Genomic DNA, 25,565 nt, shown 5'->3' with positions numbered 1-25,565 from the left:
GCACGATGCGCAGAAAGCGTCCGTGTCGTGCGCGAACCGGATCGACCCGGATCAGTCGATCAGCCCGCGGTCGCGGAGGCCCTGCAGAGTCGCCACTCCGGCCGGCGGGCAGCGCACGGCGTCGGCGGAGGTGACCCAGTGCAGCTCGCCGACCTCGGAGGAGGCCCGCGGTTCGGGGCTGTCGTCGGCCGGTTCGGCCGCGAACAGCGTCATGTGCACCTCCTGGCCGTCGGGCTCGCCGTGGGCCTGCGTCCGGACCGTGAACAGCTCCACCACGGTCGCCGGGTCGAGTCGGACGGCGACCTCCTCGCGCGACTCCCGGATCAGAGCGGCGACGGGCGACTCGCCCGGCTCGAGCTTGCCGCCCGGCAGGTAGAGCACGTCGCGCTCGCGCGCGGTGACCATCAGGAGGCGGCGGTCACGGATCAGCGCGAGGGCGCTGACGACGATCGGTTGCATCCCGACATCCTCGCAGCCGGGTCGGACGCCCGAGCGGTCGGGCGTCAGGTGGGGTGGGTCAGCCGGCGTCGCCGACGGCGTGCAGCGGGGCGGCGGAGGCGGCGCCCCGGGTCGCGGTCAGACCGAACAGCGCCTCGAGTCCGTCGCGGAACTCCTCCCCGCGGCCCTCGCGGGCGAGCTCGCGGGCTCGGACCGACGGGGTGTGCAGCAGCACGCCCGCCAGGTGCCGCAGGGCGGCCTCAGTCCGTTCGGACGAGTCGCCGCGGGTGCGGGCCCGCTCGATCTCTGCGTCGAGCAGATCGAAGACGTGCTTGCGCAGCGCGACGACGGCGGGGGTGAGCGACTGCTCGGCGGCGACCGCCTGGAACTCCGCTGCGGCGGTCGAGACCAGCGCGCGGGCGTCGTCGGCGGCGGTGAGCTCGGCGAGGGGCGCGTGCAGGCTGATCGTCTCGAGGTCGAGCAGCTCGACGCCCTCGACCTCTGTCACGAGCGGGTCGACGTTGCGGGGGAGACCCAGGTCGATGACGAGCCTGCGGGCCCCGGGGGCGACGACGTCGGGGGTGACGACCGGCTCGGTCGTCGAGGTGCAGGTGATGAGCACGTCGCTCCACGCGATCGCGGCGGCGAGGTCGTCGTACGGGGTGGCGTCGTGCTTGAGCCCGAACCAGGAGGCGCGTCCCGACGACGAGTACACGGCCAGCTGGTCGGCGCCGCGGTCGCGCAGGGCGGTGACCGTCGTCGCGGCGTACTGGCCGGTGCCGACGATGAGGACGCGGGCCTCGGACCAGTCGGTGACCCGCGAGGCCGCGAGGTCGAGGGCGAGACGCACGAGCGAGCGACCCGCGCCTCCGACGTTCGTGCGGTTCTTGACGCCGCGCGAGGTGTGCGAGGCCTTCTGGAAGAGGCGCTCGAGGTCAGAGGAGGTCGTGCCGACCTCGCGAGCCCGCTCGAGCGCGCGGCGGACCTGACCGGAGATCTCGTCTTCGCCGACGACCACGGACTCGAGACCGGCGCTGACGGCGAAGAGGTGCTCGACGACCTCGTCGCCCGTGATGACGCGGACGCTGTCGCGGAGACTGTCGGCGGCGACGTCGCTGGCGTCGCTCATCGTGACGATGGTGGCCTCGACCGCGACGGCGCTGCCGGCGGTGAGGGGCTCGTCGACGTCGAGGTAGGCCTCGAACCGGTTGCAGGTCGCGAGGACGACGGCGCCGTTGACGAAGTCGCTTCCGTCGACGAGGGTGCTGACCGCGGAGGGTGCGCCGATGCTCAACTTCTCGAGGAGGTCGAAGCTGGCGTTCCGATGGGACGCCGTCAGGCAGATGAGCACCAGTCAATGGTAACGCTCGACGCGCGATCCGGCTGGGTGATGGCTCGACGTCGAGACGACGATCGGGTCGAGACTCGACCACGGGAATGTTCGCGTGGTGTTGCGTCTTGCAACACGAGCCCCTCGTCGACCACGACGGTCGGCCCGATGACAGGAGAATCATGACCATCAGCACCCAGTGGCAGCTCGCCGCCCGCCCCCAGGGCGAGCCCACCCCCGACGACGTCCGGCGCGTCGAGGTGGAGCTCCCCGACCTGACCGACGGCGACGTCCGGGTGCAGAACGAGTTCCTGTCGGTCGACCCCTACATGCGCGGTCGGATGAACGACGTCAAGTCGTACGTCCCCCCGTTCGCCCTCGACGAGGCGATGACCGGCGGGGCCATCGGCCGCGTGGTCGAGTCACGGTCGGACGACCTGCCGGTCGGGACGGTCGTGCAGCACGACCTCGGCTGGCGCGACGTGGCCCAGGGAGGCGCGGCCTCCTTCCGTGCCGTGCGACCGGTCGAGGGGGTGTCGCTGTCCGCCTACCTCGGCGTGCTCGGCCTCACCGGCCTCACCGCCTACGTCGGCCTCACCGAGATCGCCGGCATCCGCGAGGGCGACGTCGTGTTCGTCTCGGGCGCGGCCGGCGCGGTCGGCACCATGGTCGGGCAGATCGCCCGGCTGAAGGGCGCCTCGCGCGTCATCGGCAGTGCCGGCTCCGCCGAGAAGGTCGAGCTGCTCACGTCGAAGTACGGCTTCGACGCGGCGTTCAACTACAAGGACGGCGACGTCGCCGAGCTGCTCGCCGAGGCCGCTCCCGAGGGCATCGACCTCTACTTCGACAACGTCGGCGGCGACCACCTGTCGGCGGCGCTCGCGTCGTTCCGCGACGGCGGACGGGCCGCTCTCTGCGGGTCGATCGCGAACTACAACTCGACCGGCGCCCCCGTCGGCATCACCGGCATGACGAACATGGTCACGCGCGGTCTGACGATGAAGGGCTTCACGCTCGGCGACTACCGCCACATCGCGCCCGCGTTCGCCGCCGAGATGGGCCCCTGGCTCGCGAACGGCGACGTCGTCCACGACGAGACCGTCGTCGAGGGCATCGACTCGGCGTTCGACGCGTTCACCGGGCTGATGCGCGGCGACAACGTCGGGAAGATGGTCGTCGAGGTCGGCTGACCCGCGCCTCCTCGGCCTCCGGGCTCGTCGCGTCGTCGAGGTGACCCGGCGCGGGCGATGCCGGCGCCGAAGGGGCCCCGTCGGGGCACCTCGATCAGACGTCCAGCGGTCGATGGGAGAATCGAGCACGTGACTTCGACCCACGGACTGCCCGAGCAGCACCCCCTCGCCACCGGCCTGACCACCGAGGCGCCGCTGGTGCGCGCGCTGCGCGGCGACCGGCCCGAGACGCTGCCCGTGTGGTTCATGCGCCAGGCCGGTCGCTCGCTGCCCGAGTACCGCGAGCTGCGCGTCGGCACGAAGATGCTCGACGCCTGCCTCACCCCCGACCTCGCGAGCGAGATCACGCTGCAGCCGGTGCGTCGTCACGGGGTCGACGCGGGCATCTTCTTCAGCGACATCGTCGTGCCCATCAAGCTCGCGGGCGTGGCGGTCGACATCGTGCCCGGCCGGGGGCCCGTGCTCGAGTCGCCGATCCGCACGGCGGCCGACGTCGCGGCGCTCCGCCCCCTCGACCCCGACGCGCTGGCGCCCATCGCCGAGGGCGTCGCCCAGACGGTCGCGCAGCTCGGCGGCACGCCGCTGATCGGGTTCGCCGGCGCCCCGTTCACCCTGGCGGCCTACCTGGTCGAGGGCGGCCCGTCCAAAGACCACATCCGCGCCCGCACGCTGATGCACAGCGACCCCGACACGTGGGAGGCGCTGCTCACCTGGGCGGCGGACGTCACGGGGTCCTTCCTGCGCGCGCAGGTGCTCGCCGGCGCCAGCGCCGCGCAGCTGTTCGACTCGTGGGTCGGGTCGCTGTCGCTCGCCGACTACACGGCGAACGTCGCCCGCCACTCGGCCCGGGCGCTGTCGCACGTGGCCGACCTCGGTGTCCCGCGGATCCACTTCGGCGTCGGCAGCGGCGAGGTGCTGACCGCCATGCGCGACGTGGGCACCGACGCGATGGGCGTCGACTGGCGGATCCCGCTCGACGAGGCGTCCCGTCGCCTCGGCGGCTCGACGCCGCTGCAGGGCAACATCGACCCCGCACTGCTGCAGGCCCCGTGGCCCGTGCTCGAGGCGCACGTCCGCGACGTCGTCGAGCGGGGCCGCGCGGCCCCCGCTCACGTCCTGAACCTCGGCCACGGCGTCAACCCCGACACCGACCCCGACGTGCTGACCCGCATCGTCGAGCTCGCCCACACGCTCTAGAGAGAGGCCCACCCCGTGACCGACCCGATGCGCGCCACCTCGACCGGCGACGGTCCGGCCGGTGACGGCGCGGGCGGGTCGCGCGCCGCGGCGGGGTTGCACGCCGTGGTGGTCGGGGGAGGCGTCGCCGGTCTCGTCGCGGCCCGGGAGCTCGCCCGCGGCGGCTCCCGCGTGCTGCTCCTCGAGGCCGCCGACCGGCTCGGCGGCGAGGTCGGCCGGCACACCGTCGCGGGCATCGACCTCGACTCGGGGGCCGAGAGCTTCGCGACCCGAGGCGGGACGGTCGCCGCGTACCTCGACGAGCTCGGCCTGGCCGACGACATCGTGCTGCCCGACGGGCGCGGCGCCTGGGTGCACCAGGCCGACGGCGAGGCGTTCCCGCTGCCCCGCACCGGGCTGCTCGGCATCCCCGGCGACCTCTCGGCCCCCGACGTCGTCCGGGTGATCGGACCGGACGCCGCCGCCGAGGCCGCGCGCCTCGACCGGCAGCCGCCCGAGGTCGGCGCCGACGAGGTCGCGGTCGGGCCCTTCGTCCGCGCCCGGATGGGCGACGCCGTGCTCGACCGCCTCGTCACGCCGATCGTCGGTGGCGTGCACTCCCGGCACCCGGACGACCTCCCGCTCGACCGCGTGTCGCCCGGGCTGCGCACCGCCCTCCTGCGCGAGGGCTCGCTGGCCGCGGCCGTCCTGAGCCTGCGCGCCCTGGCCCCGGCCGGCTCGGCGGTCGCCGGGTTGCGCGGCGGCAACGCGCGGCTCGTCGACGCCCTCGTGGCCGACCTCGACCGGCTCGGCGTCGAGATCCGACTCGGGGCCGACGTCACCGCCCTCGACGGCGCCTCCGTGACCGTCGACGGCGAACGGATCGTGGCCGATGCGGTGGTGCTGGCCGTCGGCGACGGTGCGGGGCGCGCTCTGGCGGGTCGCGCCTCCTCGGCCGAGGGTCTCATCACGCTCGTGACGCTGGTGGTCCGCGAACCGGCGCTCGACGCCGGGCCGCGCGGCACCGGGGTGCTCGTCGCGCCGGGTGCGCTCGACGTGCGCGCCAAGGCGGTCACCCACGCGACGGTCAAATGGCCCTGGCTCGCCGAGCTCGCCGGCGGGCGGCACGTGCTCCGGCTGAGCTACGACTCGCCCGTGGTCGAGCGGACGACGCCCGACGCCGAGCTGCGGGCCGTGGCGGTCGCCGACGCGAGCGTGCTGCTCGGAGTGCGCATCGACCCCGAGGCCGTCGACGGCTGGGCCCGCGTCGCCTGGGACGCACCCCTCGCACCCGTCCCCGAGGAGGCGTGCACCGCCTCCGTCATCCCCCTCGCCGGGGTGCACCGGATCGGCGGTGCCGTGGCCGGCCGGGGGCTGGCCGCCGTCATCGCGCAGGCCCGCGCGACCGCTGCGGCGCTCCTCGCGCCGGAGGGGTCCGTCCCCGCCATCAGGTGATCGGCGGGCGAACGACCTCGCGGTCGGGCAACTCGCGGCGCGCGCGGGCTAGATTGGTGTCGCGCGCGGGCGACTCCTGCGCGCAGACCACGAATGGAGCGACATGCGAGGCAAACTGATCTTCGTCGCCGGTGCAGCCCTCGGCTTCGTGCTGGGTGCCCGGGCCGGACGAGACCGCTACGACCAGATCGCCGAGAAGTCGTCGAAGCTCTGGCACAGCCGCGCCGTCCAGCGCCAGGTGGTCAAGGCCGAGGACTTCGCCGGAGCCAAGACGGCCGATGCCGTCGACGCGGCGGTCGACGGCGTGAAGTTCGTCGTCGTCAAGGCGTTCGGGGGCGGCAAGAAGAAGTCCACCCGCACCGGCACGACTCGATGACCGACTCCACCCGCAGCGACCGCATCCGACACGACTCCGGTTCACGGACCCGCTCGCGTTCGCTGTTCACGCTGCTGCACGACGTCCCGACGCTGGTCACCGACCTCGTCAAGGGCGAGATCGCGCTGCTCAAGAGCGAGATCATCGGCACGCTCAAGGCCTTCGGTCTGGGTGCGGGCTTCGTGGTCGGCGCCCTCGTGCTCGTGTTCGCGGCCCTCGGCGTGCTGCTGACCGCGATCGTGCTCCTCATCGCCATCTGGCTGCCGGGCTGGCTGTCGGCCCTGATCGTGGCCGTCGCCCTGCTGATCGGCGCCGGCATCCTCGGCTGGGTCGGCTACAAGAAGATCAAGGTCGGGCTCCCCGTCGTCCCCGAGAAGACGCTGGCGAGCCTCAAGCGCGACGTCCGGGCGATCAAGGGCGTCGGCACGATCCCGCGCACGCGCCTCGACGAGTCCTGAGCCGTCCCCCTCTCCCCGCACCGATCGGAGCCACCGTGAGCGACACGAACGACATCCAGGGTCACATCGACCGCACGCGCGCCGAGCTGGCCGCCACCCTGAACGAGATCGAAGACAAGCTGAACGTGCCCAAGCAGCTGGGCATCGCCGGACACCGCGCCAAGGCGTCGTACGAGCGCGACAAGTGGCCGTGGCTCGCCGGCGCCGGCGTCGTCGCGCTGACCGTCGGCGGCATCCTCGTCGCCGCCGTCCGATCGCGCTGATCCTCCCCGGCCGGGGCGCTCTCCACAGGTCTCTCGAACTGGAAGTACCTGGTTGGGCTCCCAGCCGCGAGAGGGAGAGAATGGTCGCATGAGTTCCCGCGCCGACGGCCCAGCACCCGTCCTGCCGACGTCAGAATCACCCGCCGCGCCGACCGCCCAGGCGGTGCCCGCCGCCTCGGCCCCCGAAGGCGCCGAGCGTCTCGGCTACACCCTCTGGGCCGTGCTCCGTCGCGACCCGAAGAACCCCTTCTCGCCCGACGAGACCGACGCCGAGGCGCTCGACGCCGTCGTCGGGTCCCTGGCCGGCGAAGGCGTCGTCGTGCGCGGCTTCTACGACGTCAGCGCGTTGCGGGCCGACGCCGACATCATGATCTGGCTGCACGGCGAGGTGCCCGAGGCCGTCCAGTCCGCCTACCGGCAGCTGCTCCGCACCGACGTGCTCGGCGGTCTCCTGCCGACCTGGAACGCCATGGGCATGCACCGCGAGGCCGAGTTCTCGCGCAATCACAGCCCCGCCTTCATGCGCGGCAAAGACCCGGAGGCGTGGCTGACGGTGTACCCGTTCGTCCGCAGCTACGAGTGGTACCTGCTGCCCGAGGCCGAGCGTCGGCAGATGCTCGCCGACCACGGCAAGCAGGGGTCCGAGCATCGCGCCGTGCTCACCAACACCGTCGCGAGCTTCTCGCTCGGCGACTACGAGTGGATCCTCGCACTCGAGGCCCCCGAGCTCGTGCAGCTCGTCGACCTCATGCGCGACCTGCGCTACACCGAAGCCCGTCGGCACGTCCGCGAGGAGATCCCGTTCTTCACGGGCCGCCGCATCACCACCAGCGAGATCATCGAGGTTCTGTCGTGACCGACACCAGCGGAATCACCAACGGCGAGCTCGTCCGCAACGCCACCCCGGCCGCCGAGCGCGGCCCGGAGCACGTGAGCGAGCCGACCGACTACGACGCCATCCTGCTCGCCGGCTTCGGCGGACCCGAAGGCCAGGACGACGTCATCCCGTTCCTGCGCAACGTGACGCGCGGGCGGGGCATCCCCGAAGAGCGACTCGAAGAGGTGGCGACGCACTACCGGCACTTCGGCGGCGTGAGCCCGATCAACGAGCACAACCGCGAGCTCAAGGCCGCGCTCGAGGCGGAGCTGCAGCGCCGCGGCATCGACCTGCCCGTGATCTGGGGCAACCGCAACTGGGATCCCTACATGGCCGACGCCGTCCGCGAGGCCGACCAGCGCGGGTTCACCAAGCTCATCGCCGTCGCGACGAGCGCCTACTCGTCGTACAGCTCGTGCCGGCAGTACCGCGAGGACTTCGCGATGGCGCTCGACGACACGGGGCTGGCCGACAAGATCCAGATCGACAAGGTGCGTCAGTTCTTCGACCACCCCGGCTTCGTGCAGCCGTTCATCGACGGCGTGCGCGACGCGCTGCTCAAGGCCCGGGCCGAACTCGACGACCTCGACCTCTCGAGCGAGATCCAGGTGCTCTTCGCGACGCACTCCATCCCCTCGACCGACGCGGCCAAGAGCGGCCCGCAGTCGCGCGGCTTCGACGCCGACGGCGCCTACGCCGCGCAGCACAAGGCGGTCGCCGAGGTCGTCATGGCCGCCGCCGAGGCCGCCCTCGACCTCGAGATCCCCGAAGGCGGCGGGAGCACCGTCCCCTGGCAGCTCGTCTACCAGTCCCGCAGCGGGCCCCCCTCGATGCCGTGGCTCGAGCCCGACATCAACGACGCGATCGACGACCTCGCCGGCGGGCCGACCCGTGCGGTGGTCATCGTGCCGCTCGGCTTCGTCAGCGACCACATGGAGGTCATGTGGGACCTCGACAACGAGGCCCTCGAGACGAGCGAGAAGAACGGCTTCTGGGCCGTCCGGACTCCCACCCCCGGCATCGACCCGAACTACGTGACCGGCCTCGTCGATCTCGTGCTCGAACGTCGCGACGGCGTCCCGGCGGAGGACCGCCCCCACGTCACCGACCTCGGCCCCTGGTACGACGTCTGCCGCCCCGGCTGCTGCGAGAACGTGCGCCTCGGCTTCAAGCCGGCCCTCTCGGGTCTGGTCCCGTAGCGCCGTGGCGACCCTCCGCGTCGGAACCCGTGGCAGCGCCCTCGCTGTCGCGCAGTCCACCACGATCGCCGATCGGCTGGCACGGGCCACGGGCACCGACGTCGAACTGGTCCGGATCCACACCGAGGGCGACCGCACCCAGGGCTCGGGCGAGTCGCTGGCCTCCCTGGGGGGCACCGGCGTGTTCGCCAGCGCCCTGCGGACGGCCCTCCTCGCCGACGAGTGCGACGTGCTCGTGCACAGCCTGAAGGACCTCCCCACCGCGACGCACCCGGGCCTGGTCATCGGCGCCACTCCCGGACGCGCCGACGCGCGCGACGCGCTCTGCGCGCGTGACGGACTCACCCTCGAGACGCTGCCGCAGGGTGCTCGCGTGGGGACGGGCTCGCCTCGACGCGTGGCCCAGCTGCTCTCGCGACGCCCCGACCTCGAGGTCGTCGACATCCGCGGCAACGTCGACACGCGCCTCCGTCGGGTCGAGGAGGATCTCGACGCCGTCGTGCTGTCCGCCGCCGGACTCGGCCGACTCGGCCGACTCGAGGCTGCGACCGAGCTGCTCGGCCTCGGCTGGTGGCCCACGGCGCCCGGCCAGGGCTCGCTCGCCGTCGAGGTGCGCGAAGGCGACCCCGACGACGTCCTCGCCCGCGGCCTCGGTGCCGTCGAGGACCGCGAGACCCGTCTGGTGGTGACCGCCGAGCGCCAGGTGCTCGCCGGGCTCGAGGCGGGGTGCGCGGCCCCGATCGGCGCGACCGCCGTGGTCGACGCCGGTCTCCTGCTGCTCAGCGCGACGGTCTACAGCCCCGACGGGACCGGCACGGTCTCGTCGTCGCACGCCGTCTCGCTCGACGACGGCCCCGTCGAGGCCCAGCTCGTCGACGTCTTCGAGGTCTCGCGCCGCGTCGTCGACGAACTGCTCGAGCTCGGCGCCGCCGACCTCGCCCCGATCGGCGGCGGCCCCTCCGGCGGCGACCCTCTGGGCAGCGCCTCGTGACCGCCGGGCGACCGCTCAAGGGCACCCGGGTCCTCGTGCCGCGCGGCGGCAAGTGGGGCGACGGCGTCGCCGCGTCGCTGCGCTCCCACGGCGCCTCCCCCGTGATCGCGCCGATCATCAACTTCGCGCCGGCCGAGACCCCCGAGCTGCTCGCCGCGGCCCTGGCCCGGCTCGAGGCCGGCGTCTACGACTGGCTCGTGGTCACGAGCGCCACCACGGTCGACGTCCTGGTCGGCAACGGCATCCGTCCGCCCGCATCGACCCGGATCGCCGCGGTCGGGGAGACCACCGCGGCCGCGCTGTCGTTGTCCGGCTACCGGGTCGACTTCGTGCCCGAGGGCGACAACTCGGCCCGCGGCCTGGTCAAGGAGTGGCCGCGCGACGACGTCCAGGGCCGCGTGCTCGTGCCGCAGTCCGACCTCGCCGAGCCGACCCTCGTCGCCGGGCTCTCCGAGCGCGGCTTCGACGCCGAGTTCGTCTCCGCCTACCGGACGGTCGGCGTCGAGGTCGCCGAGACCGTCAAGGCGGGCGTCTCGTCCGGCGAGATCGGCGTCATCCTCATCACCTCGGGCAGCGTCGCGCGGCAGATCGCCGCCCAGCTCGCCCCCCTCCCCGCCGGCACCCTGGTGGCCTGCATCGGACCGCGCACCGCGTTCGACGCCCGGGCCGCCGGCCTGCCGGTCCACCTGATCGCCGAGACCCGCTCGGCGGCCGCCCTCGTCCAGGCCGTGGTCGACCACGCGCTGGACGGACGCCCCTCCGATTCCGAGAAGGATTGATGTCCGAGTTCCCCCGCGTGCGCCCTCGTCGGCTGCGCGCCACCCCCGCTCTGCGCCGTCTGACCGCCGAGACGCGCCTCCACCCCGCCGACCTGGTGCTGCCGATGTTCGTCCGCGAGGGCATCGACGAGCCGGTCGAGATCAGCTCGATGCCGGGCGTGATGCACCACAGCCTGTCGAGCCTCCCCCGCGCGGTCGAGGAGGCCGCCGCGGCGGGTGTCGGCGGCGTCATGCTGTTCGGCGTCCCGCTCGAGAAGGACGCGATCGGCTCGGGCGCGACCGACCCCGACGGCATCCTCAACGTCGCGACCCGGGTGGCGGTCGACGCCGCGCAGGGCGCGCTCGTCGTGCAGACCGACCTCTGCCTCGACGAGTTCACGGACCACGGGCACTGCGGCGTCCTGGCCGCGGACGGTTCGGTCGACAACGACTCCACCCTCGAGCGCTACGACGAGATGGCGGTCGTGCAGGCGGAAGCCGGCTCGCAGCTGATCGGCATGAGCGGCATGATGGACGGCCAGATCGGGTCGGCGCGCGACGCCCTCGACGACGCCGGTCACTCGAACACCGCCCTGCTGGCCTACTCGGCCAAGTACGCCTCGGCGTTCTACGGCCCGTTCCGCGAGGCCGTCCAGTCGACGCTCGTCGGCGACCGACGCACCTACCAGCTCGACGCCGCCAACGGCCGCGAGGGCCTCCGCGAGGTCGACCTCGACATCGCCGAGGGGGCCGACATCGTCATGGTGAAGCCCGCCATGAGCTACCTCGACGTGCTGGCCGAGACCGCCGCGACCAGCACCGTTCCGGTCTGGGCCTATCAGATCAGCGGCGAGTACGCGATGATCCAGGCCGCCGCCGCCAACGGGTGGATCGATCTCGACGCCGCCTCGTACGAGAGCGTGCTGTCGATCAAGCGCGCCGGAGCCGACGCCATCCTGACCTACTGGGCGACGGAACTGGCCACGCGCCTGCAGAAGGGACTCATCCGATGAGCGACCGCAGCAACGAGCACTACTTCACCCGAGCCAAGCAGTCCATCCCCGGCGGCGTGAACTCGCCTGTGCGCGCCTACGGCTCGGTCGGCGGCACGCCGAGGTTCCTGGTCGGGGCGCAGGGCGCCTACGTGACCGACACCGAGGGGCGCGAGTACGTCGACCTCGTGGCCTCGTGGGGCCCGGCCATCCTCGGCCACACCCACCCCGAGGTCCTCGAGGCCGTCCAGCAGGCCGCGGCACGCGGGCTGTCGTTCGGGGCCTCGACCCCCGGCGAGACCGAGCTCGCCGAGCTGGTGCGCGAACGCGTCTCGGTCGGCGACGCCCACCCGATCGGCAAGCTGCGGATGGTGTCCACCGGCACCGAGGCGACCATGACGGCCATCCGGCTGGCCCGCGGATACACCGGCCGCGACCTGCTCGTGAAGTTCGCCGGGCACTATCACGGTCACTCCGACTCGCTCCTCGCCGAGGCCGGCTCGGGCGTCGCGACCCTGTCGATGCCCGGTTCGGCCGGCATCACGGCCGAGACGGCAGCGCAGACCCTCGTGCTGCCGTACAACGACCTCGACGCCGTCCGGGCCGCCTTCGACGAGCACGGCCCGCGCATCGCCGCCGTGATCGTCGAGTCGGCCGCCGCCAACATGGGCGTCCTCGCCCCGCAGCGCGGCTTCAACCGCAGCCTGTCCGAGATCACCCGACGCAACGGGTCGCTGCTCATCGTCGACGAGGTGCTGACCGGATTCCGCGTGGGCCCTGCGGGCTGGTGGGGCCTCGAGGCCGCGAACGTCGTGCCCGACGGCGGCGGCTGGCAGCCCGACCTGATCACCTTCGGCAAGGTCATCGGCGGTGGCCTGCCGCTCGCCGCGCTCGGCGGTCGCACCGAGGTCATGGACTACCTGGCCCCGCTCGGCCCGGTCTACCAGGCCGGCACGCTCAGCGGGAACCCGGTCGCCGTCGCCGCCGGCACCGCGACCCTGCGGCTCGCCACCCCCGCCGTCTACGAGACCCTCGACGCGGTCGCCGACCAGCTCTCGGTCGCCGTCTCCGACGCCCTGTCGGCCGAGGGTGTCGAGCACAGCGTGCAGCGTGCGGGCTCGCTGTTCTCGTTCGCGTTCACGCCGACCGCGCCGCTGAACTACGACGACGTCCGGGCTCAGCAGGCCTGGCGCTACCCGCCGTTCTTCCACGCCATGCTCGACGCCGGGGTGAACCTGCCCCCGTCGGTCTTCGAGGCCTGGTTCGTCACGGCCGCGCACGACGAGACCGCCGTGTCGCGCATCCTCGACGCCCTGCCCGCCGCCGCGAAGGCCGCCGCCGCCGCGACCGCCCCGCACTGAGCCGCCTGCACCGAGCCGCCGCGGGCGCCGCCCTGATCCGGGCGCCGCGAGCGGGAACCCCCGCGTGAGCGTCGAACCCCGTCACGACCGGGTTCTCCGCTCACGCGGAGGTTCCGCCGTCACTCGAAGCGCGTCGACCCGGTCCCGGTGCTGCGCTCGGCCGTGGGGAAGGTCGCGACGACCGACGCGACGGCCAGGGCGACGCTGACCGCCAGGACGACCAGGTACGACGGATCCGGCCAGGAGATCGTCCGCGCGCCGCCGGTGAGACCGGCCAGGATCGTCCACGCGACGACGAACCCCAGCCCCACCGTGCCCGCCGTCACCGTGACGAGGGGGACGGCGGCTTCGCGCAGGAGGATCCTGCGCAGGGTGGCGACGGGCATGCCGGTGAGGCGCAGGAGCCCGAGGGGCCGCCGCCGATCGAGGACCCCCGCCGTCGTGGCGACCGTCAGCGAGGCGGCGGCGACCAACGTGGCGATGCCCATGCCGACGTTCGCCATCGCGGCGAAGCTCTCGACCATCGTGCGGAGCGAGCTCCCGGCGTTCTCGGCTCTCGTGACCGGATGCCCCCACAGGACCACGGGTCCGGTGTCGAGGGCCGTGCGGGCTCGATCGACGGCGCCGGTCGTCCCGTCGGTCGCGACGATGACGACCGCCGGCGTGAGAACACCGGGAGCGGGCGCGGCCGTCAGGGCGGCGGGGCCGTCGCTCTTCGCGGCGATGCCCAGCTCGACGAACGGGTCGTCGCCCGCGGGCAGCGTCAGGCCGAGCCCGGCGGCGTCGTCACGGGTGAGCAGCAGCCCGCCCATCGACTCGGACGACCACGACGCGACCGCGACGTGCTCGACACCGGCCACGCGCGTCACGGGGTCGACGGCGGAGCGGATGGCGGCGGGGGTCGAGCCGGCCCGCGCCTCCTCGGCTCCGGGGCTCGGGTCGGTGCCGACCGGATCGGAGCCCGTCTGGTCGAGGTCGGCGAAGAGGGTGGACGGCGGCAGGTGGTCGTCGTCCGTCACGAGGCCGGCCTGGCCCACCGCCGTGCTGGCGGCGCCGGCGAACACCGAGACCATGAACACGGCGATCACGAGGCCCCCGACCGAGCGGAACGTGGCCCGGGGCGCCCGGCTGATGCGGCTCATCGCGATCAGCCCGGAGGCGTCGCGCGCCCGGCCCGCGGCCCCTCGCGTGACGAGCCAGGTGAGGTAGGGCCCGGCGGCGAGCAGACCGACGCTCGTGATCACGAACCCGGCGATGAGCAGCGCCGCCGAGTACGGGACCCGGACGCCCGAGATCTCGGCGACGGTCACGGCCACCATGCCCGTCACGCCCAGACCGACCGGCGCGAGCCGCCACGCGCGAGGCACCGTCTCGGCCGACGGTCGAGATGCTCCGAGAGGCCCCGGGTCGCTGCGACGCACGCGGGCGACGGCGACCGCCATGGAGGCGGCGACGGTGACCGCGACGGCCACGACCGCGGTGAGAGGCGACGCCACGAGGTCGGCGGCGAAGAACCGCCCGCCGTCGATCCGCAGCTGCGCCGCGAGGGGGACGAGGAGGCGCGCGAGGGCGACGCCGGCCAGCGCACCCACCAGGCTGGTCACCCCGGTCTCGACGGCGGAGATGCGGGCGACGTCGCCGCGCGTCGCTCCGATCAGGCGCAACGTCGAGAGACGGTCGCGACGCTGCGCCGCCCCGAGGTCGGTGACGATCGAGACGAGCAGCAGGACGGGGAACAGCAGGGCGATGCTGCCGATCAGCGCGACGATCTGGTAGTTGGTGCTGCCGCCGTAGGGCTGGCCCGTGAACGACGCGACCTGGATGGCGGCCGGGTCGGTGACGAGAGCGTCGCGGTCGGTGCCCACGACGACCACGAGCGCATCGGGCGTCGGCAGCGATCCCGCGTCGAGGATGCCGACCTGCTCGCCGAAGCGGTCGCCCAGCTCGTCCCTCGGCGTCGATGCGATGAGGGCGGCGAGAGCGGGGGAGGCGGCGTACGCGCCCACGGGCGGGAGTCCGTCGAGTCCGGGGATCTGCGGCGTGCCGGCGGGGTCGCCGGTCGGAGCCGAGACGTCGACCCGCTGGATCGCAGCGTCGGCGACGTGGTCCGTCCCCAGCCGTGCGACGACGGCGTCGGCGGCCGGGCCGGACTCGAGGTCGGCGACGTAGGTCGCGTCGACGCCGCCGAACTGGAGCCAGGCGGTGCGCTCCTCGCGGAGCTGGAGGGCCTGGTAGGCGCCCCAGAGGAGGAGGAACAGGGCGACTCCCACCATGACGCCGGCGACCATGCCGAGCAGCCGTGCGCGGTCGCCGCGTCCGCCGGCCGCGACGAGGGGGATGACGGCGGGGTTCATGCTCGTGTCCGCACGACCGGCCGACGGGGTGCGCGGTCGGCGTCGTCGCCGGCCGGGCAGCCCGCCTCGCCGCCCGCCTCGCCGCGTGCCCCGCCGCCGGTCCGGCCGCCGATCCGCCCGTCGCGGACGACGACCTCCCGGTCCGCATGGGCCGCCGTGCGCGGATCGTGGGTGACGACGACGATCGTGGCGCCGGTGTCGCGGGCGAGATCGGTCAGGGTCGTCATGACGCTCTCGGCCGCGAGCGAGTCGAGCGACCCGGTGGGTTCGTCGGCGAAGACCACGCGGGGCCCGGTGACGAGGGCCCGGGCGATCGCGATGCGCTGCGCCTGCCCTCCGGAGACCTCGCTCGGGACCTGGTCGCGCGTGTCGGCCACCCCGAGTCGCTCGAGCCAGGAGGCGGCTTGGCGTCGAGCCCGTCGGCGCGAGTGACCGGTGAGGAGGAGGGGGAGGGTGACGTTGTCGAGAGCGGTGAGGTCGGGCAGCAGCTGACCGAACTGGAAGACGAAGCCGAACTCGCGGAGGCGCAGCTGCGCCCGAGCGGGTTCCGGCAGGTCGCTGATCACGGTGTCGCCCAGCGAGACCGTTCCCGAGTCGGGCACGATGACCCCGGCGAGGGCATGGAGGAGCGTCGACTTCCCCGATCCGGACGGACCCATGACGGCGAGGACCTCGCCCGCCTCGACGTCGAGGTCGACGCCGCGGAGGGCCTCGGTGCGGCCGAAGGACACCGTGAGGCCTCGAGCCGACAGGGGGGCCGAGCCGCTCACGAGCGCCTCACCGCCCGCCGCAGCTCGGCGAGACGCGCCCCGGTCAGGTCGATCCAGCGGAGGTCGGCCTCGATGTGGAAGAGCGCGTGGTCGTGCAGCAGCACGTCGACGAGGTCGGCGTCGCGCTTGGCGCGGGTGTGCTCGCGCATGCGCGACATGTGCTCCGCCCGCTGGGCGTCGAGGAGCGCCTCGGCGTCGTCGTCGACCAGCAGGGCCACGACCGTCTTGGCGAACAGGTTGCTCTGCAGTGTGTCGGAGGGCACGTCGGGCGTGAACATCCACTCGCGCAGGGCCCGCCGACCGGCGTCGGTGACCTCGTAGCGCTTCCGGTCGGGCCCCCCGCCCGCCTCCGAGCCGAGCGTGCGGATCAGCCCGTCGCGGATCATGCGGGCGAGGGTCGAGTACACCTGGCCCAGGGCGAGGGGCTTCCGCCGCCCGAAGTGACGGTCGTAGTCGTGCTTGAGGTCGTAGCCGTAGGTCGGCTCGACGCTGAGCAGCCCGAGGAGGGCACGGGAGTTGTCCATGCGCTGGACTATACACTCGGTGTGTAGTCCAGCGCGAGCGCCGCGAGGCGGCTATCCCCGACGGGTCCGGGCCGACCAGCGTCCGTCGACGCGGTCGACGACGAGCGGGTGGTCGAACGCCGCCGACACCCTCTCCGACGTCAGCACGTCGTCGGCGGGGCCCTGCGCGAAGACCAGGCCGTCGCGCAGCAGGACCGCGTGGCTGGTGCTGGCAGGGAGGTCCTCGAGGTGGTGCGTCACGGTCACCGAGGCGATGTCGGGGTGCGCCGCGCGGACCTCGTCGAGCGTGTCGAGCAGGTGCTCGCGCGCGGCGACGTCGAGCCCGGTGGCCGGCTCGTCGAGCAGGAGGAGGGCCGGATCGGCGACGAGCGCCCGGGCGATCAGCGCCCGACCGCGCTCGCCCTGCGAGAGCACCGACCACCGGGATCCGGACCGGGCCCCGAGACCGACGGAGGCGATGAGCGACCGTGCCCGCGCCTCCTCGGCCGGCGTCGCCGACCAGCGCGGCACGGGATCGCTGCTGCCGGTGAGGCCGGTGAGCACGACGTCGAGCACCGGGTTGTCCCCGAGCATCCGGTGCCGGGGGTCGACGTGGCCGATGTGCCGACGGAGCTCGCTCAGCTCGACCCGGCCGAGACGGCGGCCGAGCACGTCGACGGTGCCCGCCGACGGGTGGCCGAGTGCGCCGCAGAGCGTCAGGAGAGTGGTCTTGCCGGCCCCGTTCGGGCCGATCAGCGCCCAGTGCTCGGCGGCCCGGACGCGCAGCGAGACCCCGCCGAGCAGATCACGGCCGGCACGCCGGACCCGGACGTCGGCGACGTCGAGCACGATCGGGGAGGAGGCGCTCGTCGCCGCCGACGCGGAGGTCACGAGGCGTAGACGCCCGCCTCGCGGACCTTCTCGTGGAACGCGGCCAGGCGCTGGGGCTGGGTGCGGACGGCCTCGGCGGCGGCTTCGGCGTCGCCGTCGGCCACGGCGTCGCGCAGGGTCGTCGTGAACGCCAGGGCGGCGTCGAAGTCGAACAGGCCCTGGGCCGACGGGCGGCGGATGAGCAGCAGGAGGCGCGGGCCGGTGTTCGCCCACAGGCGCGTGAGCGAGGTGCTCCCGCTGGCCTCGAGCAGCAGCTCGTTGAAGCGGACGAGCGCCTGATCGTCTTCGGGCTTATGGGCGGCGAACGCCTTGGCCCGTGCGTCGAGGATCTTCACGGCCTCGGCCCGCTGGTTCTTGCCGAGTCGGGCGACGCCGCGCTCGACGAAGAGCGACCAGACGGCGTAACCGACGTCGATGGTGTCGACGAACTCGTCGAAGGTCGGGTGGACGATGCGCGTGTAGCGGTTGGCCTCGATGTCGACCAGGGCCTGGTCGGCGAGCTTCGCGATGGCCTCGCGGACGGGGGTGCGCGAGACGCCCAGCCACGCGACCAGCTGGTCGTCGTTCAGTCGTTCGCCGAACTCGAGGGTGCCGTCGATGATCGCGGCGAACATCTTGTCGTAGACGACGTCGCGGAGCAGGCGACGGGGAGCGGGCGGCTGGTCGGTGAGCGTGGGGATCGGCATGGGGTCTCCTGGGTTGGATGGAGGGTGGGAGGTGCGGGTCGGTTCCCTGTCCGCCCCGCACCGACGAGGTGGTGCGGTACTGCGTCGGCGCTCGTGTGGAGGCGCGGTCAGCGGGTGATGAGGGCCCCGTCGACCTCGACGGCCTCGAGGTGGCGGAGGTTCGCCTCGTTCAGCGGGATGAACGCGGCGGTCGCGAGGTCGACGTCGCGCTTGCGCACGGCCTCGCGGATCCGGGTCAGGTACTCGGCGGTGAGGTCCCACTGCCAGTGCTCGAGGACGGGCTTCGACATGAACATCACCCGCGCGGTGACGAGCTGCTCGGCGTTGTCGAGCAGAGGGTTGCCGATCTTGCCTCTGAGGTAGGTGGTCACGGCCTGGAAGTCGGCGAGACCGTCGACGTCGCGGGCCTCGTGCCTCTCGAGGGCCGTGTCGACGAATGCGGTGAACTCGTCGACCTCGGCGTCGGTGAGGAGCGGGATGGCCCACCGCGCGGTCAGCTCGTTGAGCCCGGCGAAGACCTGCAGCGCGTGCCGGTAGAGCTCGAAGTCGGGCAGGGCGATACGCGTGTACCGGTTGGCCTCCATCTCGACCAGGCCGTAGTCGACGAGTTTGGCGATCGCCTCGCGGATGGGGGTGCGCGAGACGCCGAGCCAGGTGACCAGCTCGTCGTCGTTGAGGCGCTCACCGGGCTGGAGCGTGCCGTCTTCGATGGCCGCCAGCATCTTGTCGAAGACGACGTCGCGGAGCAGGCGACGGGGGGCGGGGTTCTCGGGGCCGGTGGGGATGGGCATGTATCAGACCTTCAATGCGCGAGAATGTATCGATTATCCGGTACTTTAGATGACCCCTCCGGAGATGTCGAGCCTGCGGGCGGCGGTTCGAGCCGCGGTCGACGGCGTCACGGGCGGACGCGCACCACCGTGCGTCCCGCGACCCGTCCGGCGACGATCTCCGGCCCGAGGGCGACGACCTCGTCGAGGGTCGTCTCGGTCGTCATGGAGTCGAGCAGGTCGAGATCGAGGTCGGTGGCGAGACGCCCCCACGCCTCTCGACGCAGGGCCGGCGGTGCGTCCACGGAGTTCACTCCCGCGAGCGTGACGGCCCGCAGGATGAACGGCAGCACGGTGGTGGGCAGATCGGAGCCCTGAGCGAGACCGCAGGCCGTGACCGTTCCGCCCCACGACGTCTGCGCGAGCACGCTCGCCAACGTCGTGCTGCCGACGGAGTCGATGCCCCCGGCCCAGCGGGACCGCTGGACGGGTCGGCCCGGCTCGGCGAGCTCGGACCGGTCGACGACGGAGGAGGCGCCGAGCGAGCGCAGGTGGGCGCCCCGCTCGTCGACCCGCCCCGTGGAGGCGGTGACCGAGTAGCCGAGGCGGCTCAGCACCGCGACGGCCACCGACCCGACCCCGCCGGCGGCGCCGGTGACGACGATCTCGCCGTCGCCCGGCCGGACGTCGCGTTCGAGTCGCAGGACGCTGAGCATCGCCGTGAAGCCGGCCGTGCCGATGGCGGCCGCGCGTCGCGCGTCGATCCCGTCGGGGACGGCGACCAGCGACCCGGCCTCGACGAGCGCACGGTCGGCGAACCCGCCGTGCCGCGTCTCGCCGAGGCCGGCGCCGTTCGCCACCACGAGGTCGCCGACGGCGAAGTCGGACGATCCGGACGCCGACACGACCCCGACCAGGTCGATGCCCGGCACCAGAGGGCTCACCCGGGCGACCCCCGGGTCGCCCGCCAGGGCCATGCCGTCCTTGTAGTTGAGGCTCGACCAGTGGACGTCGACGGCGACCTGGCCGTCGGCGACGCCGTCGGCGAGACCGACGAACGCCTCGTCCACCTCTCGGAGCGACGCGGGGCGGTCCTTCTCGACGACGACGGCGCGCACGGCGGTCACCCTAGGCGGAGTCGCGAGGCGTCGTGACGTGAGCCGAGGGGGCGTCGGAGGCGCCGGCCCGGCCGCCGAGGAACCCGCCGAGGGCGCTCACCAGGTCGAGACCGGTGGTGGCCTTCACGACGTCCTGCAGCTGCGTCATGTTGTTGGCGACCGACTTCGTCAGCTCGTTCGCCCCGTCGGTCGAGACGACGGTCAGCGCGTCGATGTTGCCCATCGGCGCCGCCATCTCGCGGGCGATCTCGGGCAGGCGCGAGATGACCTGCGAGGCGAGCGCGGCCTGGCCGAACTTGCCCTGGGCCTCGGCCAGCGCGTCGACGGCCTCGGCCTCGGCCAGACCCTTCGCCTTGATGGCGGCGGCCTCGGCGCGACCGGCGGCCTCGACGGCGGCGGCCTCGTTCTCGGCGGCGGCGCGAGCGGCGTCGGCGAGCTGCGTGCGACGGAAGGCCTCGGCCTCGACGGCGGCGTTGGCGGCGTCGCGCTCGGCCTCGGCGTTCTGGACGGCGGCGTAGGCCGCTGCCTCGGCGGGCTGACGGACGTCGATGTTCAGGCGCTCCTGGTTCACCTTGGCCTGTTCGGCGACGGCGATGCTCTCCTGCTCGGCGACCAGTTTGTCCTGCGTGGCGCGAGCGAGCTCGCCGGCGGCCGACGCCTCGGCGTTGGCACGGTCGGTCTCGGCCTTGATCTGCGCCTGGCGCACGTCGAGCTGCAGCTGGCGCTCGGCCGTCTGCTGGGTGTTGCCGATGCGGGCCAGAGCCGCGATCCGCTCGGCCTCGGCCTCCGCCACGTCGGCGTTCTGCTTCGCGACGGCGGCCTCGGCGCGACCGCGGTCGGCGAGGTACGTGCTGCCGGGGGTCTCGATCTCGCGGATGTTCATCGTCTCGATCTGCAGACCGAGCTCGGCGAGCTCGCCCTTGGTCTCGTTGACCGCGTCGGCTGCGAGGCGGGAGAAGTTCTTGACGAGGTCGTCGACGGGCTGCCCGCCGATGAGGCCGCGGATCGAGCCCTCGAGCGACTGCTGCACGATCACCGGCAGCTGCTGCTGCTGCAGGAGGTAGCGCTGGGCGGCCCGACGGACGCCGTCCTCCGTGCCGGTGACCTTGAAGTTGACGGTCGCCTTGACGGCCGTGCGGATGTAGTTCGCGTCGATGGCCTGGACCTCGACGGGGGTCTGGTACTGCTCGAGGCTGAGCTTGAACCCCTCCTGGAAGATCGGCCAGACGAAGGTGCGACCCCCGATGATGACCTTCTGCGGGCTCGAGATGCCGCCGCCCTCGGACCTCTCGGCGCCGCGGCCCACGACGATCAGGGCCTCGTTCGGGGGGACGCGCCGCACGCGGCTGGCGACGAACGACAGCAGGGCGACGACGATGACGACCGCGACGACGATGGCGACGACGCTGATGTTTCCGGAGATGAAGTCCATCGGGCTTCTCGTTTCTCTTCGGTGGTGCAGGGCTGTAGTCGGGGTGCGGGCACCCGTTCGGCGGGGCCCGTCGGGTCAGGAGGCGGTGGTCTCGCCGTCGTCGCGGACGACCTGGACGCGCGGGCCCGTCTCGGCCACGACCCGGATGCGCTGACCGCGCTCGATGCGCTCGACGCTGAAGGCGAGCCGGCGTTCGAGCTCGCGGGTGTCGTCGAGTCGGACCTCGCCCCCGGTGGCGGTGGTGGTCTCGGTGGCGGTGCCGACGAAGCCGACGGGCGACCAGTGACCGCCCGTCTCGCGTCGGGTGACCCGGCGGACGAGGAGCTGGATCGCGACGAGGGCCACGAGGGCCATGCCGACGGCGATGGCGTACGTCCACCCCGCGGGCCGGCCGCTCTGGAGCGTCACGACGCCCGCCAGTCCGAAGATGGCCAGGGCAGCGCCGACGGCGACGCCCGAGACCAGGCCGTCGCCGATGTCGAAGACGTCGAGAAGATCGCCGACGACGATGCTGAGCAGGAGGACGACGAGCCCCACCGACCCGACGACGATGAACGTGACCATGCATCGAGACTGTCAGAACTCGGCCCCGAGCACATCGCCTGCGCGGCGGAGTGTGGACGGATCGGTCTCGCAGGGTCCGGGGGAGGCGAGGCCCGGTCGAGGCGAGGCCCGGTCGTCAGCCGAAGAGGATGGACGCCTCGTCGTAACGGTGCTGGGGGACGGTCTTGAGGCTGTCGAGGGCCTCCTCGAACGAGACGTGGACGATGTCGGTGCCGCGCAGGGCGACCATCCGCCCCCACCGTCCCTCCTCGACGGCGTCGCTCGCCGCGAGCCCGAGCCGGGTGGCGAGGACGCGGTCGTACGACGTCGGGGTGCCGCCGCGCTGGATGTGCCCGAGGGTCGTCGCCCGGGTCTCGATGCCGGTCCGCTCCTCGATGATCGGGGCGAGGCGCTCGCCGATGCCGCCCAGGCGCGGGCGACCGAAGGCGTCGAGGCCTCGTTCGGAGTGCGCGTCGCTCTCGTGGTCGGGGACGAACCCCTCGGCGACGACGACCAGCGGGGCACGGCCCCGGTCGTACGCCGACCGCACCCAGTCGACGATCTGATCCATGCTGATGGCCTGCTCGGGGATCAGGATCGCGTGGGCGCCGGAGGCCATGCCCGAATGGAGGGCGATCCAGCCGACGTGGCGACCCATGACCTCGGCCACCATGCACCGGCTGTGCGACTCGCCCGTGGTGCGGAGGCGGTCCATCGCGTCGGTCGCGATCTGCACGGCCGTGTCGAAGCCGAAGGTGTAGTCCGTCGCGCCCAGGTCGTTGTCGACCGTCTTGGGGACGCCGACGATCTTGATGCCGGCGTCGGTCAGCCGTTTGGCGGCGGCGAGGGTGCCCTCGCCGCCGATGGCGATCATGGCGTCGATGCCATGGCGCTCCATGTTCTCGGTGATGCGGTCGACCCCGCCGTCGCCCTCGAAGGGGTTGGTGCGGCTCGTGCCGAGGATCGTGCCGCCCTGCTTGGCGATGCCCTGGATGTCCTTGCGCACGAGGGGGACGATGTCGGCGTCGACGACGCCCCGCCAGCCGTCTCGGAAGCCGACGAACTCCTGCCCGTGGATCTGCGTGCCCTTGAGGACGGCGCCGCGGATCACGGCGTTCAGGCCGGGGCAGTCGCCGCCGCTGGTGAGGATTCCGATTCTCATCGTGATGCTCCATCGCAAGGTCGGGCCCGGCTCGGTGGCCGAGGTCGGTTCCATCATGGCCCAGACGAGGCTGTGAGTCGGAGCACGGCGTCGGCGAACCGCGCGGTACTACCCTCGACCTCATGAGCGACCCGTCGACCCCCCGACCCCCGTCGCCCCGCCCGCCGTCCCCGTGGGCGCGCTTCACCCGACCGGCGCCAGGAGAGCACCGCGTCCTCCCCGAAGCGGGTCCGCCGCGGCCCGTGACCGGCGTCTCCGCGCACGATCCCTCCGGATCGGCGGCCGTGCCGGACATCTGGGCTCCGACTCCGGCTCCCATTGACGGCCGTCCGGTCGACGCGTCGACTCCGGTCGCCGTGGACGACGCCGCCGCGGCCCGCCACCGGTCGGGCCCGTCCGACTTCGGCTCGTACTTCGCCCCTCTCGACGACGACGACGCGTGGGATCCTCCCCGTCGCACGACCGACGACCCCGGGCACGGGCTCGCCGTCGCGTCGATCGTCTTCGGGATCTTCTTCGCCCCGCTCGGTCTCGTGCTCGGCCTGGTCGCCGCACGTCGGTCGTCGCGGGCCGGCTACTCGCGCCGCCTCGGCCTCACCGGGGTCGTCGTCGCGGCCGTCGTCATCGTCGCCGTCGTCGCCTACGGCGTCGTCGCCCTCGACTACCTGGCGAGGCTGTCGGCCACCTGCGCCCAGCTCGGAGCGGGCGAGTACGTCGACCCCTCGGGTCGCACCGTCACCTGCGGCTGAGCCGGCGGAGGGCCCGGACGCCGAGGAGGCGCGGTGCGTGATCGTCACGCACCGCGCCTCCTCGTCTCGTCCCGTCGGGTCTCAGAGCCTGACGGTGCCGGTGTCGGCGATGTTCTCGGGGTGCCCGCCGGTGACGGCGGCCTTGGCGTACTTGAGGAGCGTGAGGGCCTTCGGCTCGTTGCTCACCCAGTACTCGGCGGTCTCGACCTCGACCTGGAGGAGGGCGACGGTCGGGTCCTCGCGACCCTTGTCGAACCACGCCTCGGCGGCCGCGGTCCACAGCTCGTCGATGAGGGCCGCGTCCTTGACGATGGAGGCCTCGCCCGACAAGGACAGATAGCCCTTGCCGGTCTCGACCGCCACGTTGACCTGGGGGTGGGCCTTCACATCGTCGACCTTCGGCGAGGGGTCGGGCGTGAAGAAGTAGACCTTGCCGTCGAACTCGCGATCGACGATCGCGAGGGGTCGGCTCACGAGGTGCTTGTTGCTGCCCTGGGTGGTGAGGATGCCGATCCTGCCCTTGTCGAGCACCTCGGCGACCTTGCTGATGTCGTTCGTCTCCGTCATGCCGATGACGCTACGCCGGAACCGCGGTGCGCCTCACAGTGAACCTCCCCCCGCGACCCGCAGGCGTCGCAGACGACGAGCTGCTCGCGGCACTGCAGGTCGCTGCAGTTCCGCATGCGCTTCGTGGCGTCGCCGCAGCGTACGCAGCGGCCCAGCACCGCCGTGTGATCGGAGAAGTCGACGGAGCCGCGTCCGTCGAAGACGTAGAGGGAGCCGTCCCAGAGGCCGTCGTCGCCGAAGCGCTCGCCGTAGCGCACCACGCCGCCGTCGAGCTGGTACACGCGGGTGAAGCCCCGAGCGGTCATCAACGAGCTGAGCACCTCGCACCGGACCCCGCCGGTGCAGTACGTGACCACGGGCTCGTCCTTCAGATGGTCGTAGCGTCCGCTCTCGATTTCGGCCACGAACTCGCGCGTGTTCGCGACGTCGGGCACGACCGCGTCGCGGAAGCGCCCGATGCGGGACTCGAACTCGTTGCGCCCGTCGAAGAACGTGACCTGCTCGCGCTCGACGAGCTCGTGCAGCTCGTCGGGGCTCAGGCGGGTCCCCCCGCCCACCACGCCGTCGTCGTCGACCCGGAGCTCGTCGGGCGCGCCGAAGGTCACGATCTCGTCGCGCACCTTGACCGACAGCCGCGGGAAGTCGTGTCCGGTCCCGTCGCTCCATTTGGCGTCGAGGTCGGCGAAGGGCCCGTACTCGCGGGTCGTGCGGAGGTAGCGCTTGACGTCGTCGAGATCGCCCCCGACGGTCGCGTTGATGCCGTGCGGCGACAGGATGATCCGCCCGGTGAGCCCCAGCGAGCGGCAGAGGTCGCGCTGCCACAGGCGCAGGGCCTCGGGGTCGCGCAACGGGGTGAAGACGTAGAACAGCAGGATCTTGGGGACGGCCACCGGACGAGTGTAATCGCGGGTGATCGATACCTGGATGATGAATGCACTATTCTGACACGTGGAACGACAGATCACGGAGTGCGTCCCGACCACGGCGCACCCACGCGGAGGAGGACCGATGCCCATTCCCACGACCCCGTCGGCGACCATCACCCGTCGGCTGCACCGAGACGAGGTCTTCGACCTCCTGCTCGAGGCCATCGTCGGCGGCTGCTTCGGCGACGGCGATCGGCTGCACGACACCGAGCTCGAGGAGTGGCTCGGGG

Annotated in this window: 27 protein-coding genes; 13 read left to right on the top strand and 14 right to left on the bottom strand. The window is 72.9% G+C overall.

Annotated elements, in window-relative coordinates:
• Nucleotides 1-51 precede the first annotated feature (51 nt).
• Together FFA01_RS09445 and FFA01_RS09440 are read right to left on the bottom strand one after the other, a co-directional pair.
• A complete protein-coding gene (locus FFA01_RS09445; protein ID WP_146855440.1) occupies nucleotides 52-459 on the bottom strand; it encodes an NUDIX hydrolase in 408 nt (135 codons plus the stop codon).
• 58 nt (nucleotides 460-517) lie between these two features.
• Nucleotides 518-1,789, bottom strand: coding sequence for a glutamyl-tRNA reductase (locus FFA01_RS09440; RefSeq protein WP_146855438.1), 1,272 nt, complete (start codon nucleotides 1,787-1,789; stop codon nucleotides 518-520).
• A gap of 161 nt (nucleotides 1,790-1,950) precedes the next feature.
• Between FFA01_RS09440 and FFA01_RS09435 the strand changes: the two genes are divergently transcribed.
• The 12 genes from FFA01_RS09435 to hemL all read left to right on the top strand — a co-directional run bounded on the left by FFA01_RS09435 (nucleotide 1,951) and on the right by hemL (nucleotide 12,864).
• Nucleotides 1,951-2,958 carry an NADP-dependent oxidoreductase gene (locus tag FFA01_RS09435; RefSeq protein ID WP_146855436.1) on the top strand — a complete coding sequence of 336 codons (1,008 nt, stop codon included), beginning with the start codon at nucleotides 1,951-1,953 and terminating at the stop codon, nucleotides 2,956-2,958.
• A 129-nt stretch (nucleotides 2,959-3,087) separates the two neighbouring features.
• The gene (gene hemE / locus FFA01_RS09430) at nucleotides 3,088-4,155 is read left to right on the top strand and encodes a uroporphyrinogen decarboxylase (RefSeq protein WP_244289783.1); all 1,068 of its coding nucleotides are present in this window, start codon (nucleotides 3,088-3,090) and stop codon (nucleotides 4,153-4,155) included.
• A 15-nt stretch (nucleotides 4,156-4,170) separates the two neighbouring features.
• On the top strand, nucleotides 4,171-5,589 hold the full coding sequence (locus tag FFA01_RS09425) for a protoporphyrinogen/coproporphyrinogen oxidase (RefSeq protein WP_244289782.1): 1,419 nt from the start codon (nucleotides 4,171-4,173) through the stop codon (nucleotides 5,587-5,589).
• 103 nt (nucleotides 5,590-5,692) lie between these two features.
• Nucleotides 5,693-5,965, top strand: a complete 273-nt coding sequence (locus tag FFA01_RS09420; RefSeq protein WP_146855432.1) for a hypothetical protein — start codon at nucleotides 5,693-5,695, stop codon at nucleotides 5,963-5,965.
• Nucleotides 5,962-6,423 carry a phage holin family protein gene (locus tag FFA01_RS09415; protein WP_146855430.1) on the top strand — a complete coding sequence of 154 codons (462 nt, stop codon included), beginning with the start codon at nucleotides 5,962-5,964 and terminating at the stop codon, nucleotides 6,421-6,423. Before FFA01_RS09420 ends, FFA01_RS09415 begins: the two co-directional genes overlap by 4 nt.
• Before the next feature lie 35 nt (nucleotides 6,424-6,458).
• The gene (locus FFA01_RS15920; RefSeq protein WP_167627334.1) at nucleotides 6,459-6,686 is read left to right on the top strand and encodes a DUF3618 domain-containing protein; all 228 of its coding nucleotides are present in this window, start codon (nucleotides 6,459-6,461) and stop codon (nucleotides 6,684-6,686) included.
• Nucleotides 6,687-6,774: 88 nt separating this feature from the next.
• Complete coding sequence (gene hemQ, locus FFA01_RS09405) at nucleotides 6,775-7,542, top strand: hydrogen peroxide-dependent heme synthase (RefSeq protein WP_146855426.1); 768 nt, start codon at nucleotides 6,775-6,777, stop codon at nucleotides 7,540-7,542.
• Complete coding sequence (locus FFA01_RS09400; RefSeq protein WP_146855424.1) at nucleotides 7,539-8,762, top strand: ferrochelatase; 1,224 nt, start codon at nucleotides 7,539-7,541, stop codon at nucleotides 8,760-8,762. The genes hemQ and FFA01_RS09400 overlap by 4 nt, the downstream gene beginning before the upstream one ends.
• A gap of 4 nt (nucleotides 8,763-8,766) precedes the next feature.
• Nucleotides 8,767-9,753 (top strand): hydroxymethylbilane synthase, encoded by a 987-nt coding sequence (gene hemC, locus FFA01_RS09395; RefSeq protein WP_146855422.1) that lies wholly within the window; start codon nucleotides 8,767-8,769, stop codon nucleotides 9,751-9,753.
• Complete coding sequence (locus FFA01_RS09390; protein ID WP_146855420.1) at nucleotides 9,750-10,532, top strand: uroporphyrinogen-III synthase; 783 nt, start codon at nucleotides 9,750-9,752, stop codon at nucleotides 10,530-10,532. Before hemC ends, FFA01_RS09390 begins: the two co-directional genes overlap by 4 nt.
• Nucleotides 10,532-11,524 carry a porphobilinogen synthase gene (gene hemB / locus FFA01_RS09385; RefSeq protein WP_146855418.1) on the top strand — a complete coding sequence of 331 codons (993 nt, stop codon included), beginning with the start codon at nucleotides 10,532-10,534 and terminating at the stop codon, nucleotides 11,522-11,524. Before FFA01_RS09390 ends, hemB begins: the two co-directional genes overlap by 1 nt.
• Complete coding sequence (gene hemL, locus FFA01_RS09380) at nucleotides 11,521-12,864, top strand: glutamate-1-semialdehyde 2,1-aminomutase (RefSeq protein WP_146855416.1); 1,344 nt, start codon at nucleotides 11,521-11,523, stop codon at nucleotides 12,862-12,864. The genes hemB and hemL overlap by 4 nt, the downstream gene beginning before the upstream one ends.
• 119 nt (nucleotides 12,865-12,983) lie before the next feature.
• Here the strand turns inward: hemL and FFA01_RS09375 are convergent, their stop codons facing one another.
• From FFA01_RS09375 to FFA01_RS09330, 10 genes are all read right to left on the bottom strand, one after another.
• Nucleotides 12,984-15,218, bottom strand: coding sequence for an FtsX-like permease family protein (locus FFA01_RS09375; protein ID WP_146855413.1), 2,235 nt, complete (start codon nucleotides 15,216-15,218; stop codon nucleotides 12,984-12,986).
• On the bottom strand, nucleotides 15,215-15,988 hold the full coding sequence (locus FFA01_RS09370) for an ABC transporter ATP-binding protein (RefSeq protein WP_146855411.1): 774 nt from the start codon (nucleotides 15,986-15,988) through the stop codon (nucleotides 15,215-15,217). Before FFA01_RS09370 ends, FFA01_RS09375 begins: the two co-directional genes overlap by 4 nt.
• Nucleotides 15,985-16,512, bottom strand: a complete 528-nt coding sequence (locus FFA01_RS09365; protein ID WP_146855409.1) for a PadR family transcriptional regulator — start codon at nucleotides 16,510-16,512, stop codon at nucleotides 15,985-15,987. Before FFA01_RS09365 ends, FFA01_RS09370 begins: the two co-directional genes overlap by 4 nt.
• 51 nt (nucleotides 16,513-16,563) lie before the next feature.
• The gene (locus tag FFA01_RS09360) at nucleotides 16,564-17,382 is read right to left on the bottom strand and encodes an ABC transporter ATP-binding protein (protein WP_146855407.1); all 819 of its coding nucleotides are present in this window, start codon (nucleotides 17,380-17,382) and stop codon (nucleotides 16,564-16,566) included.
• Nucleotides 17,379-18,068, bottom strand: a complete 690-nt coding sequence (locus FFA01_RS09355; RefSeq protein WP_146855405.1) for a GntR family transcriptional regulator — start codon at nucleotides 18,066-18,068, stop codon at nucleotides 17,379-17,381. Before FFA01_RS09355 ends, FFA01_RS09360 begins: the two co-directional genes overlap by 4 nt.
• Before the next feature lie 107 nt (nucleotides 18,069-18,175).
• Nucleotides 18,176-18,859 carry a GntR family transcriptional regulator gene (locus tag FFA01_RS09350; protein ID WP_146855403.1) on the bottom strand — a complete coding sequence of 228 codons (684 nt, stop codon included), beginning with the start codon at nucleotides 18,857-18,859 and terminating at the stop codon, nucleotides 18,176-18,178.
• A gap of 107 nt (nucleotides 18,860-18,966) precedes the next feature.
• Entirely contained in the window at nucleotides 18,967-19,956 is a 990-nt protein-coding gene (locus FFA01_RS09345; protein ID WP_146855401.1) for an MDR family oxidoreductase, read from the bottom strand.
• A gap of 10 nt (nucleotides 19,957-19,966) precedes the next feature.
• Nucleotides 19,967-21,388 carry an SPFH domain-containing protein gene (locus tag FFA01_RS09340; protein WP_146855399.1) on the bottom strand — a complete coding sequence of 474 codons (1,422 nt, stop codon included), beginning with the start codon at nucleotides 21,386-21,388 and terminating at the stop codon, nucleotides 19,967-19,969.
• A gap of 75 nt (nucleotides 21,389-21,463) precedes the next feature.
• Entirely contained in the window at nucleotides 21,464-21,952 is a 489-nt protein-coding gene (locus tag FFA01_RS09335; RefSeq protein ID WP_146855397.1) for a hypothetical protein, read from the bottom strand.
• Nucleotides 21,953-22,067: 115 nt separating this feature from the next.
• Nucleotides 22,068-23,093, bottom strand: coding sequence for a 6-phosphofructokinase (locus tag FFA01_RS09330; protein WP_146855395.1), 1,026 nt, complete (start codon nucleotides 23,091-23,093; stop codon nucleotides 22,068-22,070).
• A gap of 242 nt (nucleotides 23,094-23,335) precedes the next feature.
• Between FFA01_RS09330 and FFA01_RS09325 the strand changes: the two genes are divergently transcribed.
• The gene (locus FFA01_RS09325; RefSeq protein WP_146855393.1) at nucleotides 23,336-23,842 is read left to right on the top strand and encodes a hypothetical protein; all 507 of its coding nucleotides are present in this window, start codon (nucleotides 23,336-23,338) and stop codon (nucleotides 23,840-23,842) included.
• Nucleotides 23,843-23,923: 81 nt separating this feature from the next.
• Here the strand turns inward: FFA01_RS09325 and FFA01_RS09320 are convergent, their stop codons facing one another.
• Both FFA01_RS09320 and trhO read right to left on the bottom strand, forming a co-directional pair.
• Nucleotides 23,924-24,409, bottom strand: coding sequence for a pyridoxamine 5'-phosphate oxidase family protein (locus FFA01_RS09320; RefSeq protein ID WP_146855391.1), 486 nt, complete (start codon nucleotides 24,407-24,409; stop codon nucleotides 23,924-23,926).
• A complete protein-coding gene (gene trhO, locus FFA01_RS09315) occupies nucleotides 24,406-25,299 on the bottom strand; it encodes an oxygen-dependent tRNA uridine(34) hydroxylase TrhO (protein WP_146855389.1) in 894 nt (297 codons plus the stop codon). The genes FFA01_RS09320 and trhO overlap by 4 nt, the downstream gene beginning before the upstream one ends.
• Between the last annotated feature and the right edge of the window lie 266 nt (nucleotides 25,300-25,565).

This window comes from Frigoribacterium faeni, assembly GCF_007988805.1.
In the GTDB taxonomy this organism is placed as follows: domain Bacteria; phylum Actinomycetota; class Actinomycetes; order Actinomycetales; family Microbacteriaceae; genus Frigoribacterium; species Frigoribacterium faeni.
This window is presented reverse-complemented; position numbering and strand designations above follow the sequence as displayed.

Excerpts from the sequence above, each read along its gene's own strand:
- FFA01_RS09445 (WP_146855440.1), bottom strand. The coding sequence starts at position 459 with ATGCAACCGATCGTCGTCAGCGCCCTCGCGCTGATCCGTGACCGCCGC.
- FFA01_RS09435 (WP_146855436.1), top strand. The coding sequence starts at position 1,951 with ATGACCATCAGCACCCAGTGGCAGCTCGCCGCCCGCCCCCAGGGCGAG.
- FFA01_RS09420 (WP_146855432.1), top strand. The coding sequence starts at position 5,693 with ATGCGAGGCAAACTGATCTTCGTCGCCGGTGCAGCCCTCGGCTTCGTG.
- FFA01_RS09415 (WP_146855430.1), top strand. The coding sequence starts at position 5,962 with ATGACCGACTCCACCCGCAGCGACCGCATCCGACACGACTCCGGTTCA.
- hemQ (WP_146855426.1), top strand. The coding sequence starts at position 6,775 with ATGAGTTCCCGCGCCGACGGCCCAGCACCCGTCCTGCCGACGTCAGAA.
- hemB (WP_146855418.1), top strand. The coding sequence starts at position 10,532 with ATGTCCGAGTTCCCCCGCGTGCGCCCTCGTCGGCTGCGCGCCACCCCC.
- hemL (WP_146855416.1), top strand. The coding sequence starts at position 11,521 with ATGAGCGACCGCAGCAACGAGCACTACTTCACCCGAGCCAAGCAGTCC.
- FFA01_RS09375 (WP_146855413.1), bottom strand. The coding sequence starts at position 15,218 with ATGAACCCCGCCGTCATCCCCCTCGTCGCGGCCGGCGGACGCGGCGAC.
- FFA01_RS09365 (WP_146855409.1), bottom strand. The coding sequence starts at position 16,512 with ATGGACAACTCCCGTGCCCTCCTCGGGCTGCTCAGCGTCGAGCCGACC.
- FFA01_RS09355 (WP_146855405.1), bottom strand. The coding sequence starts at position 18,068 with ATGCCGATCCCCACGCTCACCGACCAGCCGCCCGCTCCCCGTCGCCTG.
- FFA01_RS09350 (WP_146855403.1), bottom strand. The coding sequence starts at position 18,859 with ATGCCCATCCCCACCGGCCCCGAGAACCCCGCCCCCCGTCGCCTGCTC.
- FFA01_RS09340 (WP_146855399.1), bottom strand. The coding sequence starts at position 21,388 with ATGGACTTCATCTCCGGAAACATCAGCGTCGTCGCCATCGTCGTCGCG.
- FFA01_RS09335 (WP_146855397.1), bottom strand. The coding sequence starts at position 21,952 with ATGGTCACGTTCATCGTCGTCGGGTCGGTGGGGCTCGTCGTCCTCCTG.
- FFA01_RS09330 (WP_146855395.1), bottom strand. The coding sequence starts at position 23,093 with ATGAGAATCGGAATCCTCACCAGCGGCGGCGACTGCCCCGGCCTGAAC.
- FFA01_RS09320 (WP_146855391.1), bottom strand. The coding sequence starts at position 24,409 with ATGACGGAGACGAACGACATCAGCAAGGTCGCCGAGGTGCTCGACAAG.